Annotated in this window: 18 protein-coding genes and 1 pseudogene; 5 read left to right on the top strand and 14 right to left on the bottom strand. The window is 68.2% G+C overall.

Translation table 11 applies throughout. From position 1 onward, the window contains the following. Positions 1 to 678, bottom strand: a 678-nt coding sequence (locus G3N93_RS15745; protein WP_206133436.1) for a DUF2520 domain-containing protein, incomplete at its 3' end; no start/stop codon positions are given. 515 nt (positions 679 to 1,193) lie between these two features. Here G3N93_RS15745 and G3N93_RS15740 point away from each other — a divergent pair. Then, the gene (locus tag G3N93_RS15740) at positions 1,194 to 1,496 is read left to right on the top strand and encodes a hypothetical protein (protein WP_041492762.1); all 303 of its coding nucleotides are present in this window, start codon (positions 1,194 to 1,196) and stop codon (positions 1,494 to 1,496) included. Positions 1,497 to 1,621: 125 nt separating this feature from the next. Here the strand turns inward: G3N93_RS15740 and G3N93_RS15735 are convergent, their stop codons facing one another. Both G3N93_RS15735 and G3N93_RS15730 read right to left on the bottom strand, forming a co-directional pair. Beyond that, positions 1,622 to 2,290 carry a LysE family translocator gene (locus tag G3N93_RS15735; protein ID WP_174941449.1) on the bottom strand — a complete coding sequence of 223 codons (669 nt, stop codon included), beginning with the start codon at positions 2,288 to 2,290 and terminating at the stop codon, positions 1,622 to 1,624. Positions 2,291 to 2,348: 58 nt separating this feature from the next. After that, positions 2,349 to 3,905, bottom strand: coding sequence for a UbiD family decarboxylase (locus tag G3N93_RS15730; RefSeq protein ID WP_206133435.1), 1,557 nt, complete (start codon positions 3,903 to 3,905; stop codon positions 2,349 to 2,351). A 596-nt stretch (positions 3,906 to 4,501) separates the two neighbouring features. On the opposite strand from G3N93_RS15730, the gene G3N93_RS15725 reads away from it, so the two are divergent. Then, entirely contained in the window at positions 4,502 to 5,617 is a 1,116-nt protein-coding gene (locus G3N93_RS15725; RefSeq protein WP_206133434.1) for a lytic transglycosylase domain-containing protein, read from the top strand. Between the two features lie 100 nt (positions 5,618 to 5,717). On the opposite strand, the gene G3N93_RS15720 is transcribed toward G3N93_RS15725, so the two are convergent. The 5 genes from G3N93_RS15720 to G3N93_RS15700 all read right to left on the bottom strand — a co-directional run bounded on the left by G3N93_RS15720 (position 5,718) and on the right by G3N93_RS15700 (position 9,842). Further along, complete coding sequence (locus G3N93_RS15720) at positions 5,718 to 6,914, bottom strand: pyridoxal phosphate-dependent aminotransferase (protein ID WP_039371039.1); 1,197 nt, start codon at positions 6,912 to 6,914, stop codon at positions 5,718 to 5,720. Positions 6,915 to 6,987: 73 nt separating this feature from the next. Beyond that, complete coding sequence (nusB, locus tag G3N93_RS15715; protein WP_021157083.1) at positions 6,988 to 7,425, bottom strand: transcription antitermination factor NusB; 438 nt, start codon at positions 7,423 to 7,425, stop codon at positions 6,988 to 6,990. Further along, positions 7,422 to 7,940 carry a 6,7-dimethyl-8-ribityllumazine synthase gene (gene ribH, locus G3N93_RS15710; RefSeq protein ID WP_011351235.1) on the bottom strand — a complete coding sequence of 173 codons (519 nt, stop codon included), beginning with the start codon at positions 7,938 to 7,940 and terminating at the stop codon, positions 7,422 to 7,424. The genes nusB and ribH overlap by 4 nt, the downstream gene beginning before the upstream one ends. A gap of 53 nt (positions 7,941 to 7,993) precedes the next feature. Then, positions 7,994 to 9,136 (bottom strand): bifunctional 3,4-dihydroxy-2-butanone-4-phosphate synthase/GTP cyclohydrolase II, encoded by a 1,143-nt coding sequence (ribBA, locus tag G3N93_RS15705; protein WP_206133433.1) that lies wholly within the window; start codon positions 9,134 to 9,136, stop codon positions 7,994 to 7,996. Between the two features lie 187 nt (positions 9,137 to 9,323). Beyond that, positions 9,324 to 9,842, bottom strand: coding sequence for a DUF1993 family protein (locus G3N93_RS15700; protein WP_174941441.1), 519 nt, complete (start codon positions 9,840 to 9,842; stop codon positions 9,324 to 9,326). A gap of 278 nt (positions 9,843 to 10,120) precedes the next feature. Between G3N93_RS15700 and G3N93_RS15695 the strand changes: the two genes are divergently transcribed. Beyond that, positions 10,121 to 10,723 (top strand): O-methyltransferase, encoded by a 603-nt coding sequence (locus G3N93_RS15695; RefSeq protein ID WP_174941439.1) that lies wholly within the window; start codon positions 10,121 to 10,123, stop codon positions 10,721 to 10,723. Continuing rightward, a complete protein-coding gene (locus G3N93_RS15690; RefSeq protein ID WP_206133432.1) occupies positions 10,720 to 11,403 on the top strand; it encodes a GntR family transcriptional regulator in 684 nt (227 codons plus the stop codon). Before G3N93_RS15695 ends, G3N93_RS15690 begins: the two co-directional genes overlap by 4 nt. Before the next feature lie 93 nt (positions 11,404 to 11,496). On the opposite strand, the pseudogene G3N93_RS15685 reads toward G3N93_RS15690, so the two are convergent. From G3N93_RS15685 to G3N93_RS15670, 4 genes and pseudogenes are all read right to left on the bottom strand, one after another. Beyond that, positions 11,497 to 11,574, bottom strand: a pseudogene (locus tag G3N93_RS15685) (riboflavin synthase); the annotation flags it as partial. A gap of 98 nt (positions 11,575 to 11,672) precedes the next feature. Further along, positions 11,673 to 12,794: a bifunctional diaminohydroxyphosphoribosylaminopyrimidine deaminase/5-amino-6-(5-phosphoribosylamino)uracil reductase RibD gene (ribD, locus tag G3N93_RS15680; RefSeq protein WP_206133431.1), complete on the bottom strand. Its 1,122-nt coding sequence runs from the start codon at positions 12,792 to 12,794 to the stop codon at positions 11,673 to 11,675. Between the two features lie 15 nt (positions 12,795 to 12,809). Further along, positions 12,810 to 14,093: a glutamate-1-semialdehyde 2,1-aminomutase gene (gene hemL, locus G3N93_RS15675; RefSeq protein WP_014897811.1), complete on the bottom strand. Its 1,284-nt coding sequence runs from the start codon at positions 14,091 to 14,093 to the stop codon at positions 12,810 to 12,812. A 176-nt stretch (positions 14,094 to 14,269) separates the two neighbouring features. Further along, complete coding sequence (locus tag G3N93_RS15670; RefSeq protein WP_206133430.1) at positions 14,270 to 14,734, bottom strand: hypothetical protein; 465 nt, start codon at positions 14,732 to 14,734, stop codon at positions 14,270 to 14,272. A gap of 249 nt (positions 14,735 to 14,983) precedes the next feature. Here G3N93_RS15670 and G3N93_RS15665 point away from each other — a divergent pair, with 249 nt between their 5' ends. Then, positions 14,984 to 16,201 (top strand): Bcr/CflA family multidrug efflux MFS transporter, encoded by a 1,218-nt coding sequence (locus G3N93_RS15665; protein WP_174941429.1) that lies wholly within the window; start codon positions 14,984 to 14,986, stop codon positions 16,199 to 16,201. Between the two features lie 96 nt (positions 16,202 to 16,297). Here the strand turns inward: G3N93_RS15665 and G3N93_RS15660 are convergent, their stop codons facing one another. Further along, positions 16,298 to 18,226, bottom strand: coding sequence for a bifunctional transcriptional regulator/glucokinase (locus tag G3N93_RS15660; RefSeq protein WP_174941427.1), 1,929 nt, complete (start codon positions 18,224 to 18,226; stop codon positions 16,298 to 16,300). After that, the coding region (gene pgl, locus G3N93_RS15655; RefSeq protein WP_206133429.1) for a 6-phosphogluconolactonase at positions 18,204 to 18,827 on the bottom strand (624 nt) is incomplete at its 5' end. The genes pgl and G3N93_RS15660, both read right to left, overlap by 23 nt.

Raw genomic sequence — 18,827 nt, 5'->3', positions numbered from 1 at the left:
GTCGCGCGCGGTTTCGATCGTGCCGGCCAGCATCGGCAGCAGCGCGCGCAGCGCGGCGTCTTCGTCGAAACCGAGGCCGCGCCACAGCTCGACCGCTTCCGCCAGCCCGCACAGCGCGAAGCTCGCCGCGTAGTGCGCGGCCGCGTGATAGAGCATCCGGCCGCCGGCCGGAATCGACAGCGGATGGCAGCCGAGTGCGGCAGCAAGTCGCAGCAGCGTCGCATGCAATGCGCCGTCGGCTTCGAGCGTGACCGAGCAGCCGTCGATGCGGGCGAGGTCGGCGTCGGTGCCGCCGAACAGGTAGAGCGGATGGAAGCCGCCGGTGGCCGCGCCTTGCTGCTTCGCCGGATCGAGCAGGGCGACCGCCGACGCGCCGCGGCAGGGAACGACGGCCTGCTGCGCGGCGAGCGAGGCGTCGAAGTGCAGCGCCGCGGCGGTTGACGCGAGATGGTCGTCGGGCACCGTCAGGAAGATCAGGTCGGCGGCGTCGACGACCTGCTGCGGCGTGTCGACCGCCTGGCAGCCGTCGATGCGCGCAGCGAGCGTCGCGGCCGACGCGGGGGTGCGGCTCGCGATCGCAACGACCGGAAAGCCGGCCTGCGCGAAGCGCTGCGCGACGCAGCGCGCGAGACGGCCGGCGCCGATGAAGCCGAGGCGGGGTGTGTCGGGGAGGGACATGGCAACGGACGTAAGCGAAAACGAAGCAACCGCCAGTATCGCAGGAATGACGGCGGGGCCGCGAAAGGCGCCTGTCCGCGCGGACACGTGCATGGATGACCGGTAGGCGGCGCGTTCGACGCGTGGATCGGCGCCCGGCGTCACGGTCGATTCACGATCGTCGAATCCGACCCCGAAACATATCGCCCCCGTATCCGGCTTGAAATGTCGGCATCTTGTCTCAAATTTGTAATCGTTCATTACGGTTGCGTGCCTGCTGCGCGCGCCGTATCCGGTAAGACTGACCGGCCATGATGTTGCGACCCGACTCGTCGGACGGAATCGCTCGACCCGCAAGGGTCCCCGCCGATGCTGCGAGCCACGCCACACGGCGCCTTCGCCCGCGTGCAATTGCAATTTGCAACAAATGCACGATACGCGAGGGGCGGGTTTTCGCTACATTGCTTCCATGCGACGTGCATGCCCGCCGTTGCCGACAGGGGCGCATAAAATACCGCTCCAGCAGGAGAATCGAAGTGAAAAAGCTCATTCCGTTCATCGCCGCCGCCGCGCTGGGCCTGGGTGCCGCAAGCGCTGCGCAGGCTCACGTGTCGATCGGGGTCGGCATCGGTATCCCGGTCGCGCCCGCGTATCCCGTCTATGCACCGCCGCCGCCCGTGTACTACGCGCCGCCGCCTCCGCCCGTCTATTACGCACCGGCGCCGGCCTACTACGCGCCGCCGCCCGCCGTGGTCGTCGGTGGCTACTATGGCCGTCCGTACTGGCGTCATGGCTACTATGGTGGCGGCTGGGGCCATCACGGTTACTGGCGTCGCTGATTCGTGCCGCGCGGCTTGACCGCGCTTGGCAAAACGGCGCAACGTCCCGCGAGGGGCGCTGCGCCGTTTTTTCTTTGGAGCCCGCCGCCTGACTTCGGTGGGCTACCCGTGCGGGCCGGCTGCGATTACACCGTGTGCACGATCAGGTCGCGGTAGCCGCCGACGATCACGCTGTACGAGAAATACGCGAACAGCAGCGCCGACGCGATGTGACACGCGCGCATCAGCCCGGCGCCCGCGCGCTTGCGGCCCTGGCTCGCGAGCGTGCACATGAAGAGCGTCCATGCGAGGCCGCCGAGGAAAAAGCCCGACAGGAACACCGACGCGGTGGCCGGCGTGGTCGCGCCGGCCTTCGCGATCAGCGCGCCACCGACCGCCGCGAACCACAGGATCGCGCTCGGCGACGACATCGCGAGCAGCATCCCGCGCAGGAAACTGCGCCGCGCACTCGCGCGCGGCTGAGGCGTGTCCTCGGCATCGTCGCCGGCCGCCTTGGCCGGCGTGAGCGCTTCGCGCGCCATCTTCCACGTGAGGAACAGCAGCACGGCGCCACCGCCGATCCACACGATCCAGCGCACCGGCTCGAACTGCAGCAGCACGGCCATCCCTGCGAGCGCGAGCGCCGCATAGACGAGATCGCCGACGCACGAGCCGATGCCGAGCCAGAAGCCCGGCCGGAAGCCGTGCGACAGCGTCAGCGACAGCATCGCGACATTGACGAGGCCGATGTCGAGACACAGCGACAGCGACAGAAAGAAACCGTCGGACAGCATGGAGGCGGGCGGAAAAGTCATCTTCGTCGTTCTTGTGGCGATGGCAGTCCACAGGCCGGCAGGCGCCGGCCACGTGGTGTCAGAGACCGATCTCCTGCCAGAGCTGGTCGACGCGCGCCTTCACGGCCGCGTCCATCTCGATCGGGCGGCCCCATTCGCGGTTGGTCTCGCCGGGCCACTTGTTGGTCGCGTCGAGCCCCATCTTCGAACCGAGGCCGGCAACCGGCGACGCGAAGTCGAGATAGTCGATCGGCGTGCTGTCGACCATCACGGTGTCGCGCACGGGGTCGACGCGCGTCGTGATCGCCCAGATCACTTCCTTCCAGTCGCGGATGTTCACGTCCTCGTCGACGACCACGATGAACTTCGTATACATGAACTGCCGCAGGAAGCTCCACACGCCGAACATCACGCGCTTCGCGTGGCCCGCGTAGCTCTTCTTCATCTGGACGATGGCCATCCGGTAGCTGCAGCCTTCGGGCGGCAGGTAGAAGTCGGTGATCTCGGTGAACTGCTTCTGCAGCAGCGGCACGAACACTTCGTTGAGCGCGACGCCGAGCACCGCGGGCTCGTCAGGCGGCTTGCCCGTGTAGGTCGAGTGGTAGATCGCGTCGCGGCGCATCGTGATGCGCTCGACGGTGAACACCGGGAACCACTCCTGCTCGTTGTAATAGCCGGTGTGGTCGCCATACGGGCCTTCGAGCGCGTGCTCGTACTTGGCCGATGCATTGCCGACCGGGCGCGGCGGTGCGCCAGCCGGAGCGGGGGCGGGGGCGCCTTCCTGCGGATAAATGAAGCCTTCGAGCACGATCTCCGCGCGCGCGGGCACCTGCAGCGTGTCGACGCCGGGCGTCAGGCACTTCGCGAGCTCCGTGCGGCTGCCGCGCAGCAGGCCGGCGAACTGGTACTCGGACAGCGAATCGGGCACGGGCGTCACCGCGCCGAGCGTCGTGGCCGGATCGGCGCCGAGCACGACGGCGACCGGGTACGGCTTGCCGGGGTTCTGCAGCGCGAATTCGCGGAAGTCGAGCGCGCCGCCGCGATGCGCGAGCCAGCGCATGATCAGCTTGTTGCGGCCGATCAACTGCTGACGGTAGATCCCAAGATTCTGCCGCGACTTGTTCGGCCCGCGCGTGACCGTCAGGCCCCACGTGACGAGCGGCCCCGCATCGCCGGGCCAGCAGGTCTGGATTGGCAGCCTGTTCAGGTCGACGTCGTTGCCTTCCCAGACGATCTCCTGGCACGGTGGCGACGACACCGACTTCGGCGCCATGTCCCACACGGCCTTCGCGAGCGACAGCAGCTTGCCGGCGTCCTTCAGGCTCTTCGGCGGATCGGGTTCCTTCAGCGCGGACAGCAGGCGCCCGAGATCGCGCAGCGAATCGAGCGCGGCGTCGTCGCCCGCATCGACGCCCATGCCGAGCGCGACGCGGCGCGGCGTGCCGAACAGGTTGCCGAGCACCGGAAAGTCGTAGCCGGTCGGTGCGTTGAACAGCAGCGCAGGGCCGCCGGCGCGCAGCACGCGGTCGCACAGCTCGGTCATTTCGAGCACGGGCGACACGGGCTGCGTGACGCGCCGCAGTTCGCCGAGCGCCTCGAGGCGCTGGATGAAATCGCGTAAGTCTTTGTATTTCATGAAGATGGTCCGGGCCACCCGCCAGGCGGGCAGCGATGGGTGGGCGCAGCGTCCGGCTGCGACCCCGAATCGACCGACGATTTTACCCGTGCCGCCGCATGCCCGCCCGGCGGAGAAAAAAGTCGACTGCGCGCAAACCCCCTACGGCAAGGGGCTGGCGATCTGAAGACTGCTCTTAAATTACTTTTTGTTATAATTTCAAGGTTTTATAGTGTTGACGATCTATAAAACCCTGCTAGAATCCGCTCACATTGGCTGCAGGGTAAAAGGCTTCGAGCCGCCAATCACCGATCTTTGACGCAGCGCGTCACCGTCCGCCGAATCCTGCACGGCGTATCCGACGGCCTTAGTCGTAGTCCCGGCCAGCGCCACCAGACGCTGGTTTTTTGCGTGGGTGCCACCGCGTATGCCCGCCTCGCCCAGTGTGCGAAGGTGCCGGCCCTCTTACACCGTGGCCTCGAACGGTACTTATACCGTTTCCCCGATGCTTGCACGCCCCAACCAAAGCGTGCGGCGTCGTGATTCCGCGGCGCGTTACCTGTCTCGCCATCGAGCTGAGCGAGCCGCACGAGTCATGTTCATGGGAGATGATCTGAATGAACGCTTGGTTATCGTGGCGTCCTAGTGAGCAGCATGCGCAGTTCGTGCGCAGCATGCTGCGTCGCGGGACGCGTGTCAGTCACCATCTATTCAGCGTTGTCGGCTGTCTCGCTGTCGCAGTTGCGCTTGCACTGTGGCTGCTGCCAACCGTCCGCGGTACGCTTGCCGCGAAGCTGATGCCGGTCGTATCCGCGGCCGTGCAAGCTGGCCCGGCCCGTCTGCTGACCGGCCATCCGCTGCCGAACTTCGCGCCCGCCGGCGCGCAGCCGCAGCAGGAAGACAACAGCCCCGAAACGGACGCGCTTGCGGTCGGCCTCGACGTCGCACCGGAAGCCGCCGCCGCGCAGGGCGATGCGTCCGATCCGGCCCGCAACGGCCCGTCGCCCGTCGCGCTTGCGAAGCTGATCCCGACCCAGCGCGTGGCAGCCGATGCGCGTGACGACCGTGCACTCGCATCGAATCGCGAACAGGCGCTCGTCGCGACCTACCTGTCGCGCCGTTACCGCGTCGCCCAGGAGCCGCTCGGCCAGCTCGTCAAGGCTGCGTTCCAGACCGGCCGTGACGTTGGCCTCGATCCGCTGCTGCTGCTGTCCGTGATGGCGATCGAATCGGGCTTCAACCCGTACGCCGAAAGCGGCGTCGGCGCGAAGGGCCTGATGCAGGTCATGTCGAAGGTTCATTCCGACAAGTTCGAGTATTTCGGCGGCACCGATACCGCGCTGCAGCCGCTCGCGAACCTCCAGGTCGGCGCACTCGTGCTGAAGGACTGCATCGCACGTGGCGGCTCGCTCGCGACCGGCCTGCGCATGTACAACGGCTCGACGAACCCCGAGGACAACGGCTACGGTTCGAAGGTGATGGCCGAGCGCGGTCGCCTGCGTGACGTCGCGCGTGGCCGTAGCGTGCCGGTCAATGCACCGCAGGCGCCGGCGAAGCCGATCGTCACGGCCGCTGCCGTGACGGCGGCAGCCGCAGGCGGCGCGAAGCGCGTGCATGCGACGCTCGAAACCTCGGCGAAGTCGACGGCATCGAAGGAAGCCACGTCGCAGGACGACGCGAGCGTCGATACCGCGAAGCAGGCGCACGGCGACCGTTCGGAGCTGGGCGCGTAACTTACGCACACCTCCGGCAGGCAGGAATGGAAAAAGGCACCCGATCCGGGTGCCTTTTTGTTTGTGCGGTGTGCGGAATGGCCGCCACGGCAGCCGCGTGTCAGTGCTGCCCGAACAGGGTCGCGAGTCGGTCGACCGCTTCCTCGAGCCGCGAGTAGGCCGTCGCATAGGACAGGCGGATATAGTCGCGCGGCGCATGGACGCCGAAGTCCATGCCGGGCACCAGCACGACCCCCGCGTCGTGCAGCATCGCCGTCGTGAGCGCGGCGCTGTCGCCGGCCGCCGGGTGGGCGACGCCGCCGCAGTGCGCATATACATAGAACGCGCCGTCCGGCATCACGGGCACCGTGAAGCCGAGCCGTTCGAGCGCCGGTGCGATGAAGTCGCGGCGGCGCTTGAATTCGAGCCGGCGTGCTTCGTAGATGTCGAGCGCGGCCGGCTCGAAGCACGCGAGCGCCGCGTGCTGCGCGAGCGCGGACGGGCAGATGAACAGGTTCTGCGCCAGCTTCTCGAACGTGCCGACCAGCGCGGGCGGCACGACCAGCCAGCCGAGCCGCCAGCCCGTCATGCTGAAATACTTGGAGAAGCTGTTCACGGTGACGACGTCGTCGCCGAACGACAGCGCCGACACGGGCGCCGCGTCGTAGCTGAGCCCCTGGTAGATCTCGTCGACGATCGTGAAGCCGCCGCGTGCGCGCACGGCTTCGACGATCCGCTTCAGTTCGTCGGGTTCGAGCGACGTGCCGGTCGGGTTCGACGGCGAGGCGAGCAGCACGCCGCGCGTGCGGTCGCCCCAGCGCGTACGGACGTCATCCTCGGTGAGCTGAAAGCGCGCGTCCGGGCCGCTCGGCACGAGCACCGCGCGGCCTTCGGCCGCCGCGACGAAGTGCCGGTTGCACGGATACGACGGGTCGGGCATCAGCACCTCGTCGTCACGCCCGACGAGCGCGAGGCACGCGAGCAGCAGCGCGGCCGACGCGCCGGCCGTCACGACGATCCGTTCCGGACTGATCGTGAGGCCGTAGGCACGCGCGTAGTGCGCGGCGATCGCCTCGCGCAGCGGCGCAATGCCGAGTGCGCTCGTATATTGGGTGACGCCACGGCGCAGCGCGGCCGCAGCCGCTTCGACAACCGGCTCCGGCGCAGTGAAATCCGGCTCGCCGATACCCATGTGGATAACATCGCGCCCCGAGGACTCGAGACGCTGTGCCTCCTTCATCAATTCCATCACGTAGAAGGGCTGGATCGCGTCGACGCGTGCGGCGAGTCTGACGAGCGAATCGGTGGCGGTATTCATCGGGCGGGCAGGGCGAGGGAGGCGAGGCAAAAGAAAAAACGGGCGCGTATGCGCCCGTTCCGGACCAACGGGTTCAGCCGTTGCGGCGCGCCTGCGTTTCGGCGGGGCGCAGCTTCGCGGCGAGCTTGTCGAGCACGCCGTTCACGTACTTGTAGCCGTCGGAGCCGCCGAACGTCTTCGCGAGTTCGACAGCTTCGTTGATGATCACGCGGTACGGCGTTTCGACGTGGTGCGTGAGCTCGAACGTCGCGATCAGCAGCACGGCGCGTTCGACCGGCGACAGCTGGTCGATCGGGCGGTCGAGCGACGGCGTCAGCGCTTCGACGAGCGTGGCGTGCTCGCGGATCACGCCGTGCAGGATCGCGTCGAGCAGCTCCTTGTCGGCCTTGTCGTAACCGAGCGCGCCACGCAGTTGCGCGTCGATCTCACCGGAGGACGCGTTCGACAGCAGCCACTGGTACAGCCCCTGCGTCGCCAGCTCGCGCGATTGTCGGCGGGCGCTCTTCTTCATGCGCGCTCCTCTTCGTCGTCTTCGTCTTCTTCCTCGTCCTCGTCGTCATCGCCGAGTTGGTCGAGCGCCATCGTCAGGTTGGCCATCTCGACGGCGACGCGTGCGGCGTCACGACCCTTTTCGGTCATGCGCGCGACGGCCTGCTCGTCGTTTTCGGTCGTCAGGACCGCGTTCGCGATCGGCAGGTTGAAGTCGAGGCCGATGCGGGTGATGCCCGCGCCGCTCTCGTTCGACACGAGTTCGAAGTGGTAGGTCTCGCCGCGGATCACTGCGCCGAGTGCGATCAGCGCGTCGAACTGGCCGCTTTCCGCGAGCTTTTGCAGCGCGAGCGGGATTTCCAGCGCGCCGGGCACCGACACGAGCAGCACGTCTTCACCGGTGACGCCGAGGCGCTCCAGTTCCTCGACGCACGCGTCGGCGAGGCCGTTGCACACGGGCTCGTTGAAGCGCGATTGCACGATGCCGATACGCAGGCCGTCGCCTTCGAGATTCGGTTGGTATTGTCCGATTTCCATGATCTTGTCCGTGGTGTGGATGAACGGTTATAGGGCGAAAGCGCCGTGGCGGGTTACGCGTTGGACGCCGGGCAGGACTTGGCTTCGCCGCCGGGCATCGGAATGAAGCCCGTGACTTCCAGGCCGTAGCCGGACATGCTGCCCAGCTTGCGCGGATTCGACAGCACCTGCATCTTGCTGACGCCGACATCGCGCAGGATCTGCGCGCCGATGCCGAACGTCTTGAAATCAACCGGCCGGCGCTTGAGCGCGGCGGCCTTTTCTTCCTCGTCGAACGCCTTGAAGACGTCGATCAGGTGTTCCTTCGTGTCGCCGCAGTTGAGCAGCACGATCACGCCGAGGTCGCGTTCCGCGATCTCGCGCATTGCGGCGTCGAGCGTCCACGAGTGCGTGGACACGCTCGTCTCGAGCAGGTCGAGCACCGACAGCGGCTCGTGCACGCGCACCGGCGTATCGACGTCCGGCGACGGCGCACCGCGCACCAGCGCGATGTGCGGCGAGCCGCTAGGCTGGTCGCGGTACAGCACCGCGCGGAACGTGCCGTGCGCGGTCTGCATCGTGCGCTCGGCGATCCGCTCGATGATCGATTCGGTGCGGCTGCGGTACTGGATCAGGTCGGCGATCGTGCCGATCTTCAGATTGTGTTCCTGCGCGAACTCGATCAGGTCGGGCAGGCGCGCCATCGTGCCGTCGTCCTTGATGATCTCGCAGATCACCGCGGCCGGCGTGAGGCCCGCAAGCGCGGTGAAGTCGCAACCGGCCTCGGTATGGCCCGCGCGGACGAGCACGCCACCCGGCTGCGCCATGATCGGGAACACATGGCCCGGCTGTACGATGTGCTCGGGGCGCACGTCGTGCGCGACCGCCGTGGCGATCGTGTGCGCACGGTCGGCGGCCGAGATGCCGGTCGTCACGCCTTCGGCCGCTTCGATGCTGACCGTGAAGGCGGTGCCGTACTGCGTGCCGTTGCGGTAGGTCATCAGCGGCAGGTGCAGCTGCTTGCAGCGTTCCTGCGTCAACGTCAGACAAACCAGGCCGCGGCCGTACTTGGCCATGAAGTTGATCGCTTCCGGCGTGACGAATTCGGCGGCGATCACGAGGTCGCCCTCGTTTTCGCGGTCTTCTTCGTCGACCAGGATCACCATCCGGCCGGCTTTCAGCTCGGCGATGATGTCGAGCGTGGAGGCGAGCGTCATAAGGGGGCGTGAAAGAGGAAAGTGCGTATTTTACGCCAGCCGGACGACGTTTCGGCTGGCATGGGTCGCGCGCGGCCGGCGAGCGCTCCGGAAAGCGCTGCGCCGGCTTGCGCGGCAGGCCTGGCGCGGCCGTCGTACGTTGCCCGCACGCGGGTGCGGAGGGGGCCGGGCTGGGCCCGGCCGTGCGTCACGCGTGCTGGTCGCGCCCGCCCAGATAGTCGAGCTTGCCGAGCTCGACGCCGCTGTGGCGCAGGATGTCGTACGCGGTCGTCACGTGGAAGAAGAAATTGGGCAGCACGAAATTCAGCAGGTAAGACTGGCCGCTGAACTCGATCGGGCCGACGCGCATCTTCAGCACGATCTGGCGCGCCTCGCTGCCGTCGATCTGCGCGGCGTCGAAGCCTTTCAGGTAGTCGATCGTTTTCTGGACGCGTGCGTGCAGTTCGTCGAAGGTCTGCTCGACGTCCGGGTAGCTCGGGATCTCGACATCGGCGAGGCGCGCGGCGCAGCCCTTGGCCGTGTCGGTCGCGATGTAGACCTGGCGGACGAGCGGCAGCATGTCCGGGTACAGGCGGGCGCCGACGAACACCGACGGATCGATCTGCTTTTCGGCGGCATGCGCCTGCGCCTTGCCGAGGATGTGCTGCAGGTTGGTCAGGCCACGGATCAGCACGGGCAGCGAAGCCTGGTACATCGAGATGGACATGGGGACGACTCCTTGAGGAAGAGGGTGACCGGTACGCAGCACGCCGTGCGTTGCGGCGTTGAATCCGCTGTCGACGCATCTTAGCGCGGTGGCATGACCCGTGCGCGTCGTTGGCCATTCGGCCAGGTGCCGGATGAGCGGCTGGCCGGTGGATGTCATGCAGTCGTCCCGATTGCACCGGAATGCGGGGCCTCACCGGTATCACGTGTCGATCCGGAAAAAGTCGTATCATGAAACACGAAACACGAAACACGAAATATGAAGCCACGGAGACTCCCATGATCGAACTCGACAGCGCCGTGTCGGCCGTCCTTGCCCGGCTGGCGTCCTTCGGCCAGGAAAACGATGCGCGGACGGACGACCGCAGCCGCAAGATGCTCAACCTCGAGCCGGCCACGGCCGAACTGCTGTACCTGCTCGTCACCGGCGCACGGCGCAGGCGCGTGCTCGAGATCGGTACGTCCAATGGTTACAGCGCGATCTGGCTCGCCCATGCGCTGCGCGAAACGGACGGGCAGCCGCTCGTCACCGTCGAGTACTCGTCCGACAAGGCCGGGCAGGCGAGGGCCAACCTGCGCGCGGCGTCGCTGCAGGACTGGGCGCAGGTGATCGAAGGCGATGCGACGCAGGTCTGCGCGGCCGTGACGGGCCCGTTCGACTGCGTGTTCTTCGATGCCGATCGCGTGAGCGCGCCGCAGCAGCTCGCGCACCTGTTGCCGAAGCTGACGGCCGACGCGCTGCTCGTCGCGGACAACGCGCTGTCCCATCCGGACGAAATCGCCGGCTATCTCGCCGCGGTCGACGCAACGCGGGAGTTTGACACGACGCTCGTGCCGGTCGGCAAGGGGCTCCACGTCGCGCGTCGCCGGAGGCCGGCATGACGCGCGCGACGCTCGAGCGCACGACACTGGGGCGCGACGCGTACGGGGCGATCCGCGAGATGCTGGTCGACGAAGCGCGCTTCGCGGCGGGCGAGAAGATCAGCATCGAAGCGCTGTCGCGCGATCTCGGCATCAGCCGCTCGCCCGTGTGGGCGGCGGTTTCGCGCCTGGAAGCGGAGGGGCTGCTGCAGGTCGTGCCGCGCCAGGGCGTGTTCGTCATCGCGTTCGACCGCGCGCGGATCGTGGCCATCTTCGAGGCGCGGGAGGCGCTCGAGGGAATGGCCGCACGCCTGGCCGCACAGCGCATGACGCCCGACGATCACGCGGCGCTGGATGAAGCGTTGACGCGGCAGGCGAAGGCGGTCGATACGCGAGATGGCGACGCCTACCGCATCGCCAACCTCGATTTCCATCACGGGCTGCTCGCGACCGCCCGCAATACGACGATCGAGACATCGCTCAGGGCGCTGTATGCGCAGGTGCAGACGATGTGTTCGGGCGGCGCGAGTCCGATGGACGACTGGGCGCGGCTGGGCGGGAACGTTGCCGAACACCGGCATGTGCTCGACATGATCGCGAGGCGCGATGCGGAAGGTGCGGAGCGCGCGGCGCGCGAGCATGTACGGCAGTTGCTCGGGACGATTCTGGCGCGCGCGGGAGGGGAGGAGGCAGACGCGTGACCGCCTGCGGGCGACGGCGCGAAGGATGGCGCAAAGCGGCGGCCGTTCGTGATTCGGGGGCCGCCCGCGCAATCAGTCCTGATGCACGCCCTGCTACGTCGACAGCATTCGTTCGACGTAGCGCGCGATCATGTCGACTTCGAGATTGACCTTGTCACCGGCCTGCACGGTGAGGCGCCCGCCCGCATCGACCGACGCGCCGAGCGGCTGGATCGATTCGATACGGCCGACGGTCGCGACACTGCCGGCAAACATCGTGACGATCCCGTTCAGTGCGTGGCGTCGGGCGGCGCGAAGCGCGCGAGGATGCGCAGATCGTCGCCGACCCGCTCGAACCCGTGGAACGACAGCCGCGTGCGTGCCTCGAGGCTCGCCGGCGCGGCGAGGTCGAACATGCCGGCCGCATCGGCGCCCAGCAGGCTCGGCGCGAGGTAGACGAGCAATTCGTCGACGCACTGCTCGCGCAGCAGCGAGCCGTTCAGCTTGTGGCCGGCCTCGACGTGCAGCTCGTTGACGCCGCGCGCGCCGAGCGCCGCCAGCATCGCGGGCAGGTCGACCTTGCCTTGCGCATTCGCGATCGGCACGATTTCCGCGCCGCGCGCCTTCAGCACGTTCGCGCGTAATTCACTGGCGGCGTCGAGCCGTCCGCAGAAGATCAGCAGCGGCGCGCCTTCGAGCAGCCGCGCATCGAGCGGCAGGTCGAGGCGGCTGTCCACCAGGATGCGCTGCGGCTGGCGCGGCGTGTCGATGCCGCGTACGGTCAGCAGCGGATTGTCTTCACGCACGGTGCCGATGCCGGTGAGGATCGCGCAGGCGCGGGCACGCCACGCGTGCCCGTCGAGGCGCGCGGCCTCGCCGGTGATCCACTGGCTTTCGCCGGACGGCAGCGCGGTGCGGCCGTCGAGCGACGCGGCGGTCTTCATCCGCACCCACGGGCGGCCGCGCGTCATCCGCGACACGAAGCCGATGTTCAGCTCACCGGCTTCATGCGCGAGCAGCCCGCAGCGCACGTCGATGCCCGCGTCGCGCAGCATCCCGAGGCCGCGTCCCGACACCTGCGGGTTCGGGTCTTCCATCGCGGCGACGACCTTCGCGACGCGCGCGTCGATCAGCGCGTTTGCGCACGGCGGCGTGCGGCCGAAATGGCTGCACGGCTCGAGCGTCACGTAGACGGTCGAACCGGCGACGTCGTAGCCGCGTGCACGCGCGTCCTTCAACGCCTGCACTTCAGCGTGATCCTGGCCCGCCGGCTGCGTGAAGCCTTCGCCGATCACGTCGCCGTCCTTGACGATCACGCAGCCGACACGCGGGTTCGGCGCCGTCGTATACATGCCGCGCGCGGCGAGCGCGAGCGCGCGCTCCATGTGGGCGAAATCGATATCCGAAAACATGCGCGCGGACCCGGGTCAGGCAGCGAGTGCCGCGAAGGCGCGGCGCGCGGCCGCGAGCGTCGCGTCGATCACCGCGTCGTCGTGCGTGCTCGACACGAAGCCGGCCTCGTACGCGGACGGCGCGAAGTACACGCCTTCGTCGAGCATCAGGTGGAAGAAGCGGTTGAAGCGCTCGGTGTCGCTCTTCGTCACTTCGGCGAAGCTGGTCGGCACGCGTTCGGCGAAGTAGAGGCCGAACATCGCGCCGATCGAGTCGGCCGCGAACGGCACGCCGGCCGCACGCGCTTCGGCCGCGAGGCCGTCGGCGAGACGCTTCGTCTGCGCGGTGAGCGCGTCGTAGAAACCCGGCGCCTGGATCAGCTGCAGCGTCTTCAGGCCCGCCGCGACCGCGATCGGGTTGCCCGACAGCGTGCCGGCCTGGTAGACGCCGCCGAGCGGCGCGAGGTGGGCCATGATGTCGCGGCGGCCGCCGAACGCGGCAGCCGGCATCCCGCCGCCGATCACCTTGCCGAGGCAGGTGAGGTCGGCCGTGATCCCGTAGTAAGCCTGCGCGCCACCGAGCGCGACGCGGAACCCGCACATCACTTCGTCGAAGATCAGCACGGCGCCGTGCTTCGTGCACAGCGCGCGCAGCGCGTTCAGGAATTCGGGCGTGCCGCGCACGAGGTTCATGTTGCCCGCGACCGGCTCGACGATCACGGCGGCGATCTCGTCGCCGAACGCGCCGAATGCTTCTTCGAGCGCGGCGACGTTGTTGTATTCGAGGACGGTCGTGTGCTTCGCGATGTCGGCAGGCACGCCGGCCGACGTCGGGTTGCCGAACGTCAGCAGGCCCGAGCCGGCCTTCACGAGCAGGCTGTCCGCGTGGCCGTGGTAGCAGCCTTCGAACTTGACGATGCGGCTGCGGCCCGTGAAGCCGCGCGCGAGACGCAGCGCGCTCATCGTGGCCTCGGTGCCGCTCGACACCATCCGCACCTGCTCGATCGACGGCACGAGCTTGCAGATTTCCTCGGCGATCTCGATCTCGGCTTCGGTCGGCGCGCCGAACGAGAAGCCGTCGGCGAGCACGTTCTGCACGGCCGACAGCACTTCCGGATGGACGTGGCCGACGATCATCGGGCCCCACGAGCCGATGTAGTCGATGTACTGCTTGCCGTCGGCATCCCAGAAATACGGGCCTTGCGCGCGCGCGACGAAGCGCGGCGTGCCGCCGACCGAACGGAATGCGCGCACCGGCGAGTTGACGCCGCCGGGAATGGTCTTCTGGGCGCGTTCGAAGAGGATCTGATTGTTGGACATGAGCGAAACCTGCGAGAGAAGGGCGCGGGGGCCTGTGCACGGGCCGCGGCGCCTGGGCGGAACGATCGTCCGATTGTACCGGAGACGCGCGCGGCGAGCCGGCGGCGCGGTCTGCGGCGTATCGGCGCGCGAGGGATCGCGCAGATCGGGAAGGAAGAGGGGGCGATTCGGCCCCGTTATCGATCCGGCAAGGGGGGCGGCTTGCGCTTGCCGGTCAGCTCGGCCCAGCGCTTCTCGAGCGGGCCTTCGACCATCGGCTTGATTACCGTGCCGGAGCTCTGCGCGTCCCAGGTCTGCACCGAGTACGGATGGACGCGCAGCGCGTCGCGCGCGATCACCACGTCCTGGTGTGCGTCGACCAGCCAGTCGTAGACGAAGTCGATGCACAGCCGGTAGCCGCGCTTCGTCGACGGATCGGGCACCTCGTACGGCGCACGCGTCACGTAGCCGGAGCCGAATACGCCCTTGGGCTCCTTCGCGACGCGATGCAGGAATACACGGTCGCCCGGCAGGATGCCGCGTGCGAAGCCGCAGCCCCACACGTCATGCACGGCCGCGCCGGCCTTCACGCGTGCAGCGACGTCGGGCAGTTCGGGCCACGGCCATTTTTTGGGGCTCCAGATCAACAGGAAAGCGGTCATCGGTTCGGTCGTGTGTCCGTATTGGTCAGACAAGAGGGGCGAGGAGCTGCAAGCTTAATCGAATCCCCGTGCGCGATCCCGCGTGGCGGGCGCCACACCGGTACCGTTCGGCCCGCCGCGTACTCACGCCGCCAGCGCGTAAAAAAGTTGCGCGTACAATCATGGGCCTGGGCGCGCCGTTCGCGGCGCGGCCTCCCGTCTTCACCGCCACGCGCGCCCCGATGCGCGCGGGCTCCATTCCGGATACCCATGTCTCACGTCATCCGACGCCGGCCCGATGCCCGGCTGATCCTGTTGCTCGGCGCGCTCGCCGCCTGCGGGCCGATCGCTACCGACATGTACCTGCCGAGCCTGCCGTCGATCGCCGACGGCTTCTCCGTCAGTCCCGGCGCCGCGCAGCGCACGCTGACGAGCTTCATGGCCGGCTTCTCGGTCGGCATGCTGCTGTACGGCCCGCTGTCCGACACGTGGGGCCGACGCCCCGTGCTGCTCGGCGGCATCGCGCTGTTCACGCTCGCGAGCATCGGCTGCTTCGTGTCGACTTCGATCGACATGCTGATCCTCGTGCGCTTCCTGCAGGCGCTCGGCGCCGGCGCGGCGTCGGTGCTGTCGCGAGCGATCGCGCGTGACGCGCACGAGCCGACCGACGCGGCGAAGGTGCTGTCGATGGTCGCGATCGTCACCGCGGTCGGGCCGTTGCTCGCGCCGCTGATCGGCGGGCAGATCCTGCGCTTCTCCGGTTGGCGCGGGGTGTTCGTCGTGCTGGCCGTGTTCGGCGCGGTGTGCGCGGCGACCGCGTACCTGCGCGTGCCCGAAACCTGGCCGAAGGAGCGGCGCAAGAGCGCGGCCGTGCTCGCGTCGTTTGCGTCGTACGGGCGCATCCTGTCCGATCCCGTCGCCTGGGGCCACATGCTGTGCGGCGGGATGGCATTTGCGTCGATGTTCTCGTACATCACCGCCACGCCATTCGTGTACATCGAGTATTTCCACGTGTCGCCGCAGCACTACGGGCTGCTGTTCGGCCTGAACGTCGTCGGCATCATGATCGGCAACTTCGCGAACACACGGCTCGTCGGCCGCCTCGGCTCGCTGCGCATCATCGCGGCCGCGTCGCTCGTGAGCTGCATCGCGTCGCTCGCGGTCGCGCTCGTCGCGCTGACGGGGTGGGGCGGGCTGTGGTCGATCGTCGTGTGCCTGTTCTTCGTCGTCGGCGTGGTCGGGATCCTGTCCGCGAACTGCACGACCGACCTCATGCATCGCTATCCGCACAACGCGGGCGCGTCGGCGGCCGTGTTCGGCGCGATGCAGCTGGCGCTCGGCGCGCTCGCGAGCGTCGCGATCGGCGCACTCGCGGACGGCACGCCGTTCGCGATGGGCGTGACGATCGGCATTTCGGGCGTGCTGTGTTTCGCCGGCCGCTACCTCGTGCTGCGCTGGCACGGACGGCCCGTCAAGGCGGGCGCGTGAACCGCGTCCTGACGGCGGAATGAAAAACGCCACCGCGCGCGCTGCGCCGGTGGCGTTTTCGTTTCGAACGCGGGAAGCGGCTGCTGCCGCACCGCGTCAATCCCGCGCGACGTCCTTCGCCGCCGGCGATGCGCCGTGGCTCAGCCAGTCGAGCACGTCGGCCGTTTCGTCGTCGCTCGCGCGGGCCTTCGCCTGGGCGACGGCCTCGGGCAGGTCGCCGTTCGTCGACGCACGGCGGATCGCGACGCCGACCGCGAGGATGTCGATCATCAGCAGATGCAGGATCCGCGAGATCATCGACAGCTGCGATTCGCGCATCTCGATGTGGTCGGTTTCGAGCGCGACGGTCGCACGCTTCGCGAGCGGCGTGTTGCTCGACGTGATCGCGATCACCTTCGCACCGGCCTGCATCGCGACGTCGAGCACGCGCAGCAGCTCGGGCGCGCGTCCCGACTTCGACACCGCGACGATCACGTCGCCCTTGCCGAGCAGTGCGGCCGATGCGGCCTGCATGTACAGGTCGCCGTAAGCGATCGTCGGGATCCCGAAGCGGAAGAACTTGTAATGCGCGTCCTGCGCGACGATGTTCGAGTTGCCGAGCCCGTAGAACTCGATGCGCCGCGCGCCGTTCAGGATCTCGATCGCGTTCTCGACGTGCTCGAAATTCAGATGCTCGCGCAGCTGCAGGATCGCGGACACCGTGTTGTCGAGCACCTTCGCGCCGAAGTCGGTCGCCGTGTCGCCAAGATGCACCTGGCTGTGGCTCATCGGGATCGTGCCGGTAAGGCCGGTGGCGAGCTTCAGCTTGAAGTCGGACAGCCCCTGGCAGCCGAGCGAGCGGCAGAAGCGGATCACCGTCGGCTGGCTCACGTCGGCCTTGCGTGCGATGTCGACGATCGGATCGTTGATGATCGAGCGCGGGTGGTTCAGCGCGAGATCGGCGACGCGACGCTCGGCTGGCGTCAGCGCGTCGCGCATCTGGCGGATCCGCTCGAACACGGCCGACGACGCACCGCCCGAGCGGTTCGACAGCTGCTCCGCGAGGATCGCCGACACGCCGAGGAACGCCGGGTATTCGGCGGTGATCAGGTAGGTCGGGATGTTCTCGAGGTAGTGCGTGAAGCGGCCTTTTGCCTCGAAGCGCGCGCGGAACGACGAGCGCGTGAACAGTTCGCCGAGCTTCAGCGCGACACCGCCGCCGATGTACACGCCGCCAAGCGCGCCGAGCGTCAGCGCGACGCTGCCCGCGAACGCGCCGAGAATCCCGCAGAAGCATTCGACCGTCTCGAGCGCGAGTGCATCGCCCGCATGTGCGCGTTCGACGATCTCGACCGTATCGACGGTCGCGGCCACGCGCTTCTTGTCGCGTGCGGCAAGCGCGCGATAGATGATCTCCATGCCGGGGCCCGCGCACACGCGTTCGAACGACACGTGCGGAAACTTCTTGCGTGCGTACTGCAGCACCAGATCCTCGCGCTCGTCCTGCGGCGCGAACGATGCGTGGCCGCCTTCGCTGCCGAGCGCGATCCAGCGGTCGTCGGCCGGAATCAGTCCTGACACGCCGAGCCCGGTGCCGGGCCCGAGCAGCCCGATCACGCTGTTCTGGCGGCGCGCGCCGCCGCCGATCTGCACGCGCTGCGCGTCGGTCAGGCCCGGCAGCGCCATCGCGAGCGCGGTGAAATCGTTCACGACGAGCAACGTGTCGAAGCCGAGCGCGCGGCGCGTCGCCTCGATCGAGAAGCTCCAGTCGTGGTTGGTCATCGTGACCTGGTCGCCGTCGACCGGATTGGCGATCGCGATCGCCGCGTGGTTCACGCGGCTGATCTTCACGTCCTTCAGGTATTTGCGGATCGCGTCAGTGAGCGTCGGATAGTCGGCGCCGGGATACACGCGGATCTGCGTGATGTCGCCCGGGCCGGTTTCCAGCGCGAAGCGCGCGTTGGTGCCGCCGACGTCCGCGAGCAGGCGCGGGCCGTCGGCATGCTGGCCTGCGACGGCCGCCTTACTTTGCGCACCAGTAGACATCGAGCTGGGTCCCCTTGTCGTTGGCCAGTTGGGAAATCGCGTTCTTCTGCAGCGACGCGGCTGCGGCGTCGAGCACCGCGCGTTTGCGTTCGCCCGCGATCAGCAGGAACAGCCGGTCGACGCGCTTGAGCGCATCGAGCGAGAAGCTCACGCGCGCATGCGGCGCGGCGCCGGGATGGACGGCGACGAAACGCTCGGGCGTCGTGATCGCGTGATCCCATTCGGGCGCATCGGCGAAGATCGACGCGGTATGGCCGTCCTCGCCCATGCCGAGCACCGCGACGGTCGGCACGCGGTAGTCGGCGTTCGCGTTCAGCGCGGCGACGTGCGCGTCGAGTGCGGTGCGCGTGTCGACGAGCGGCAGGAAGCGGGCGGGGGCGGCTGAGTGCTGCAGCAGCGTGTCGCGCACGAGGTGCGCGTTGCTGGCTGCGTCGTCCTCCGGCACCCAGCGGTCGTCGACCAGCGTCACGTCGACGCCGGCCCAGTCGAGCGCCGCGTGCGACAGCGTTTGCAGGAACGGGCGCGGGCTTGTGCCGCCTGACACCGCGAGCGTCGGGCGCGCGGGACCGGCGAGCGCGGCGCGCAGCGCATCGCCGACGGA

The organism is Burkholderia sp. Se-20378 (assembly GCF_017104665.1).
Classification (GTDB): Bacteria; Pseudomonadota; Gammaproteobacteria; order Burkholderiales; family Burkholderiaceae; genus Burkholderia; species Burkholderia lata.
Note: the sequence above shows the minus strand (reverse complement) of the source record. Positions and strands in the feature narration are given on the sequence as shown.

Excerpts from the sequence above, each read along its gene's own strand:
- G3N93_RS15665 (WP_174941429.1), top strand. The coding sequence starts at position 14,984 with ATGTCTCACGTCATCCGACGCCGGCCCGATGCCCGGCTGATCCTGTTG.
- ribH (WP_011351235.1), bottom strand. The coding sequence starts at position 7,940 with ATGGAAATCGGACAATACCAACCGAATCTCGAAGGCGACGGCCTGCGT.
- G3N93_RS15730 (WP_206133435.1), bottom strand. The coding sequence starts at position 3,905 with ATGAAATACAAAGACTTACGCGATTTCATCCAGCGCCTCGAGGCGCTC.
- G3N93_RS15690 (WP_206133432.1), top strand. The coding sequence starts at position 10,720 with ATGACGCGCGCGACGCTCGAGCGCACGACACTGGGGCGCGACGCGTAC.
- G3N93_RS15700 (WP_174941441.1), bottom strand. The coding sequence starts at position 9,842 with ATGTCCATCTCGATGTACCAGGCTTCGCTGCCCGTGCTGATCCGTGGC.
- G3N93_RS15670 (WP_206133430.1), bottom strand. The coding sequence starts at position 14,734 with ATGACCGCTTTCCTGTTGATCTGGAGCCCCAAAAAATGGCCGTGGCCC.
- nusB (WP_021157083.1), bottom strand. The coding sequence starts at position 7,425 with ATGAAGAAGAGCGCCCGCCGACAATCGCGCGAGCTGGCGACGCAGGGG.
- hemL (WP_014897811.1), bottom strand. The coding sequence starts at position 14,093 with ATGTCCAACAATCAGATCCTCTTCGAACGCGCCCAGAAGACCATTCCC.
- ribBA (WP_206133433.1), bottom strand. The coding sequence starts at position 9,136 with ATGACGCTCGCCTCCACGCTCGACATCATCGCCGAGCTGAAAGCCGGC.
- G3N93_RS15735 (WP_174941449.1), bottom strand. The coding sequence starts at position 2,290 with ATGACTTTTCCGCCCGCCTCCATGCTGTCCGACGGTTTCTTTCTGTCG.
- G3N93_RS15720 (WP_039371039.1), bottom strand. The coding sequence starts at position 6,914 with ATGAATACCGCCACCGATTCGCTCGTCAGACTCGCCGCACGCGTCGAC.
- G3N93_RS15660 (WP_174941427.1), bottom strand. The coding sequence starts at position 18,226 with ATGTCTACTGGTGCGCAAAGTAAGGCGGCCGTCGCAGGCCAGCATGCC.
- ribD (WP_206133431.1), bottom strand. The coding sequence starts at position 12,794 with ATGTTTTCGGATATCGATTTCGCCCACATGGAGCGCGCGCTCGCGCTC.
- G3N93_RS15695 (WP_174941439.1), top strand. The coding sequence starts at position 10,121 with ATGATCGAACTCGACAGCGCCGTGTCGGCCGTCCTTGCCCGGCTGGCG.
- G3N93_RS15725 (WP_206133434.1), top strand. The coding sequence starts at position 4,502 with ATGAACGCTTGGTTATCGTGGCGTCCTAGTGAGCAGCATGCGCAGTTC.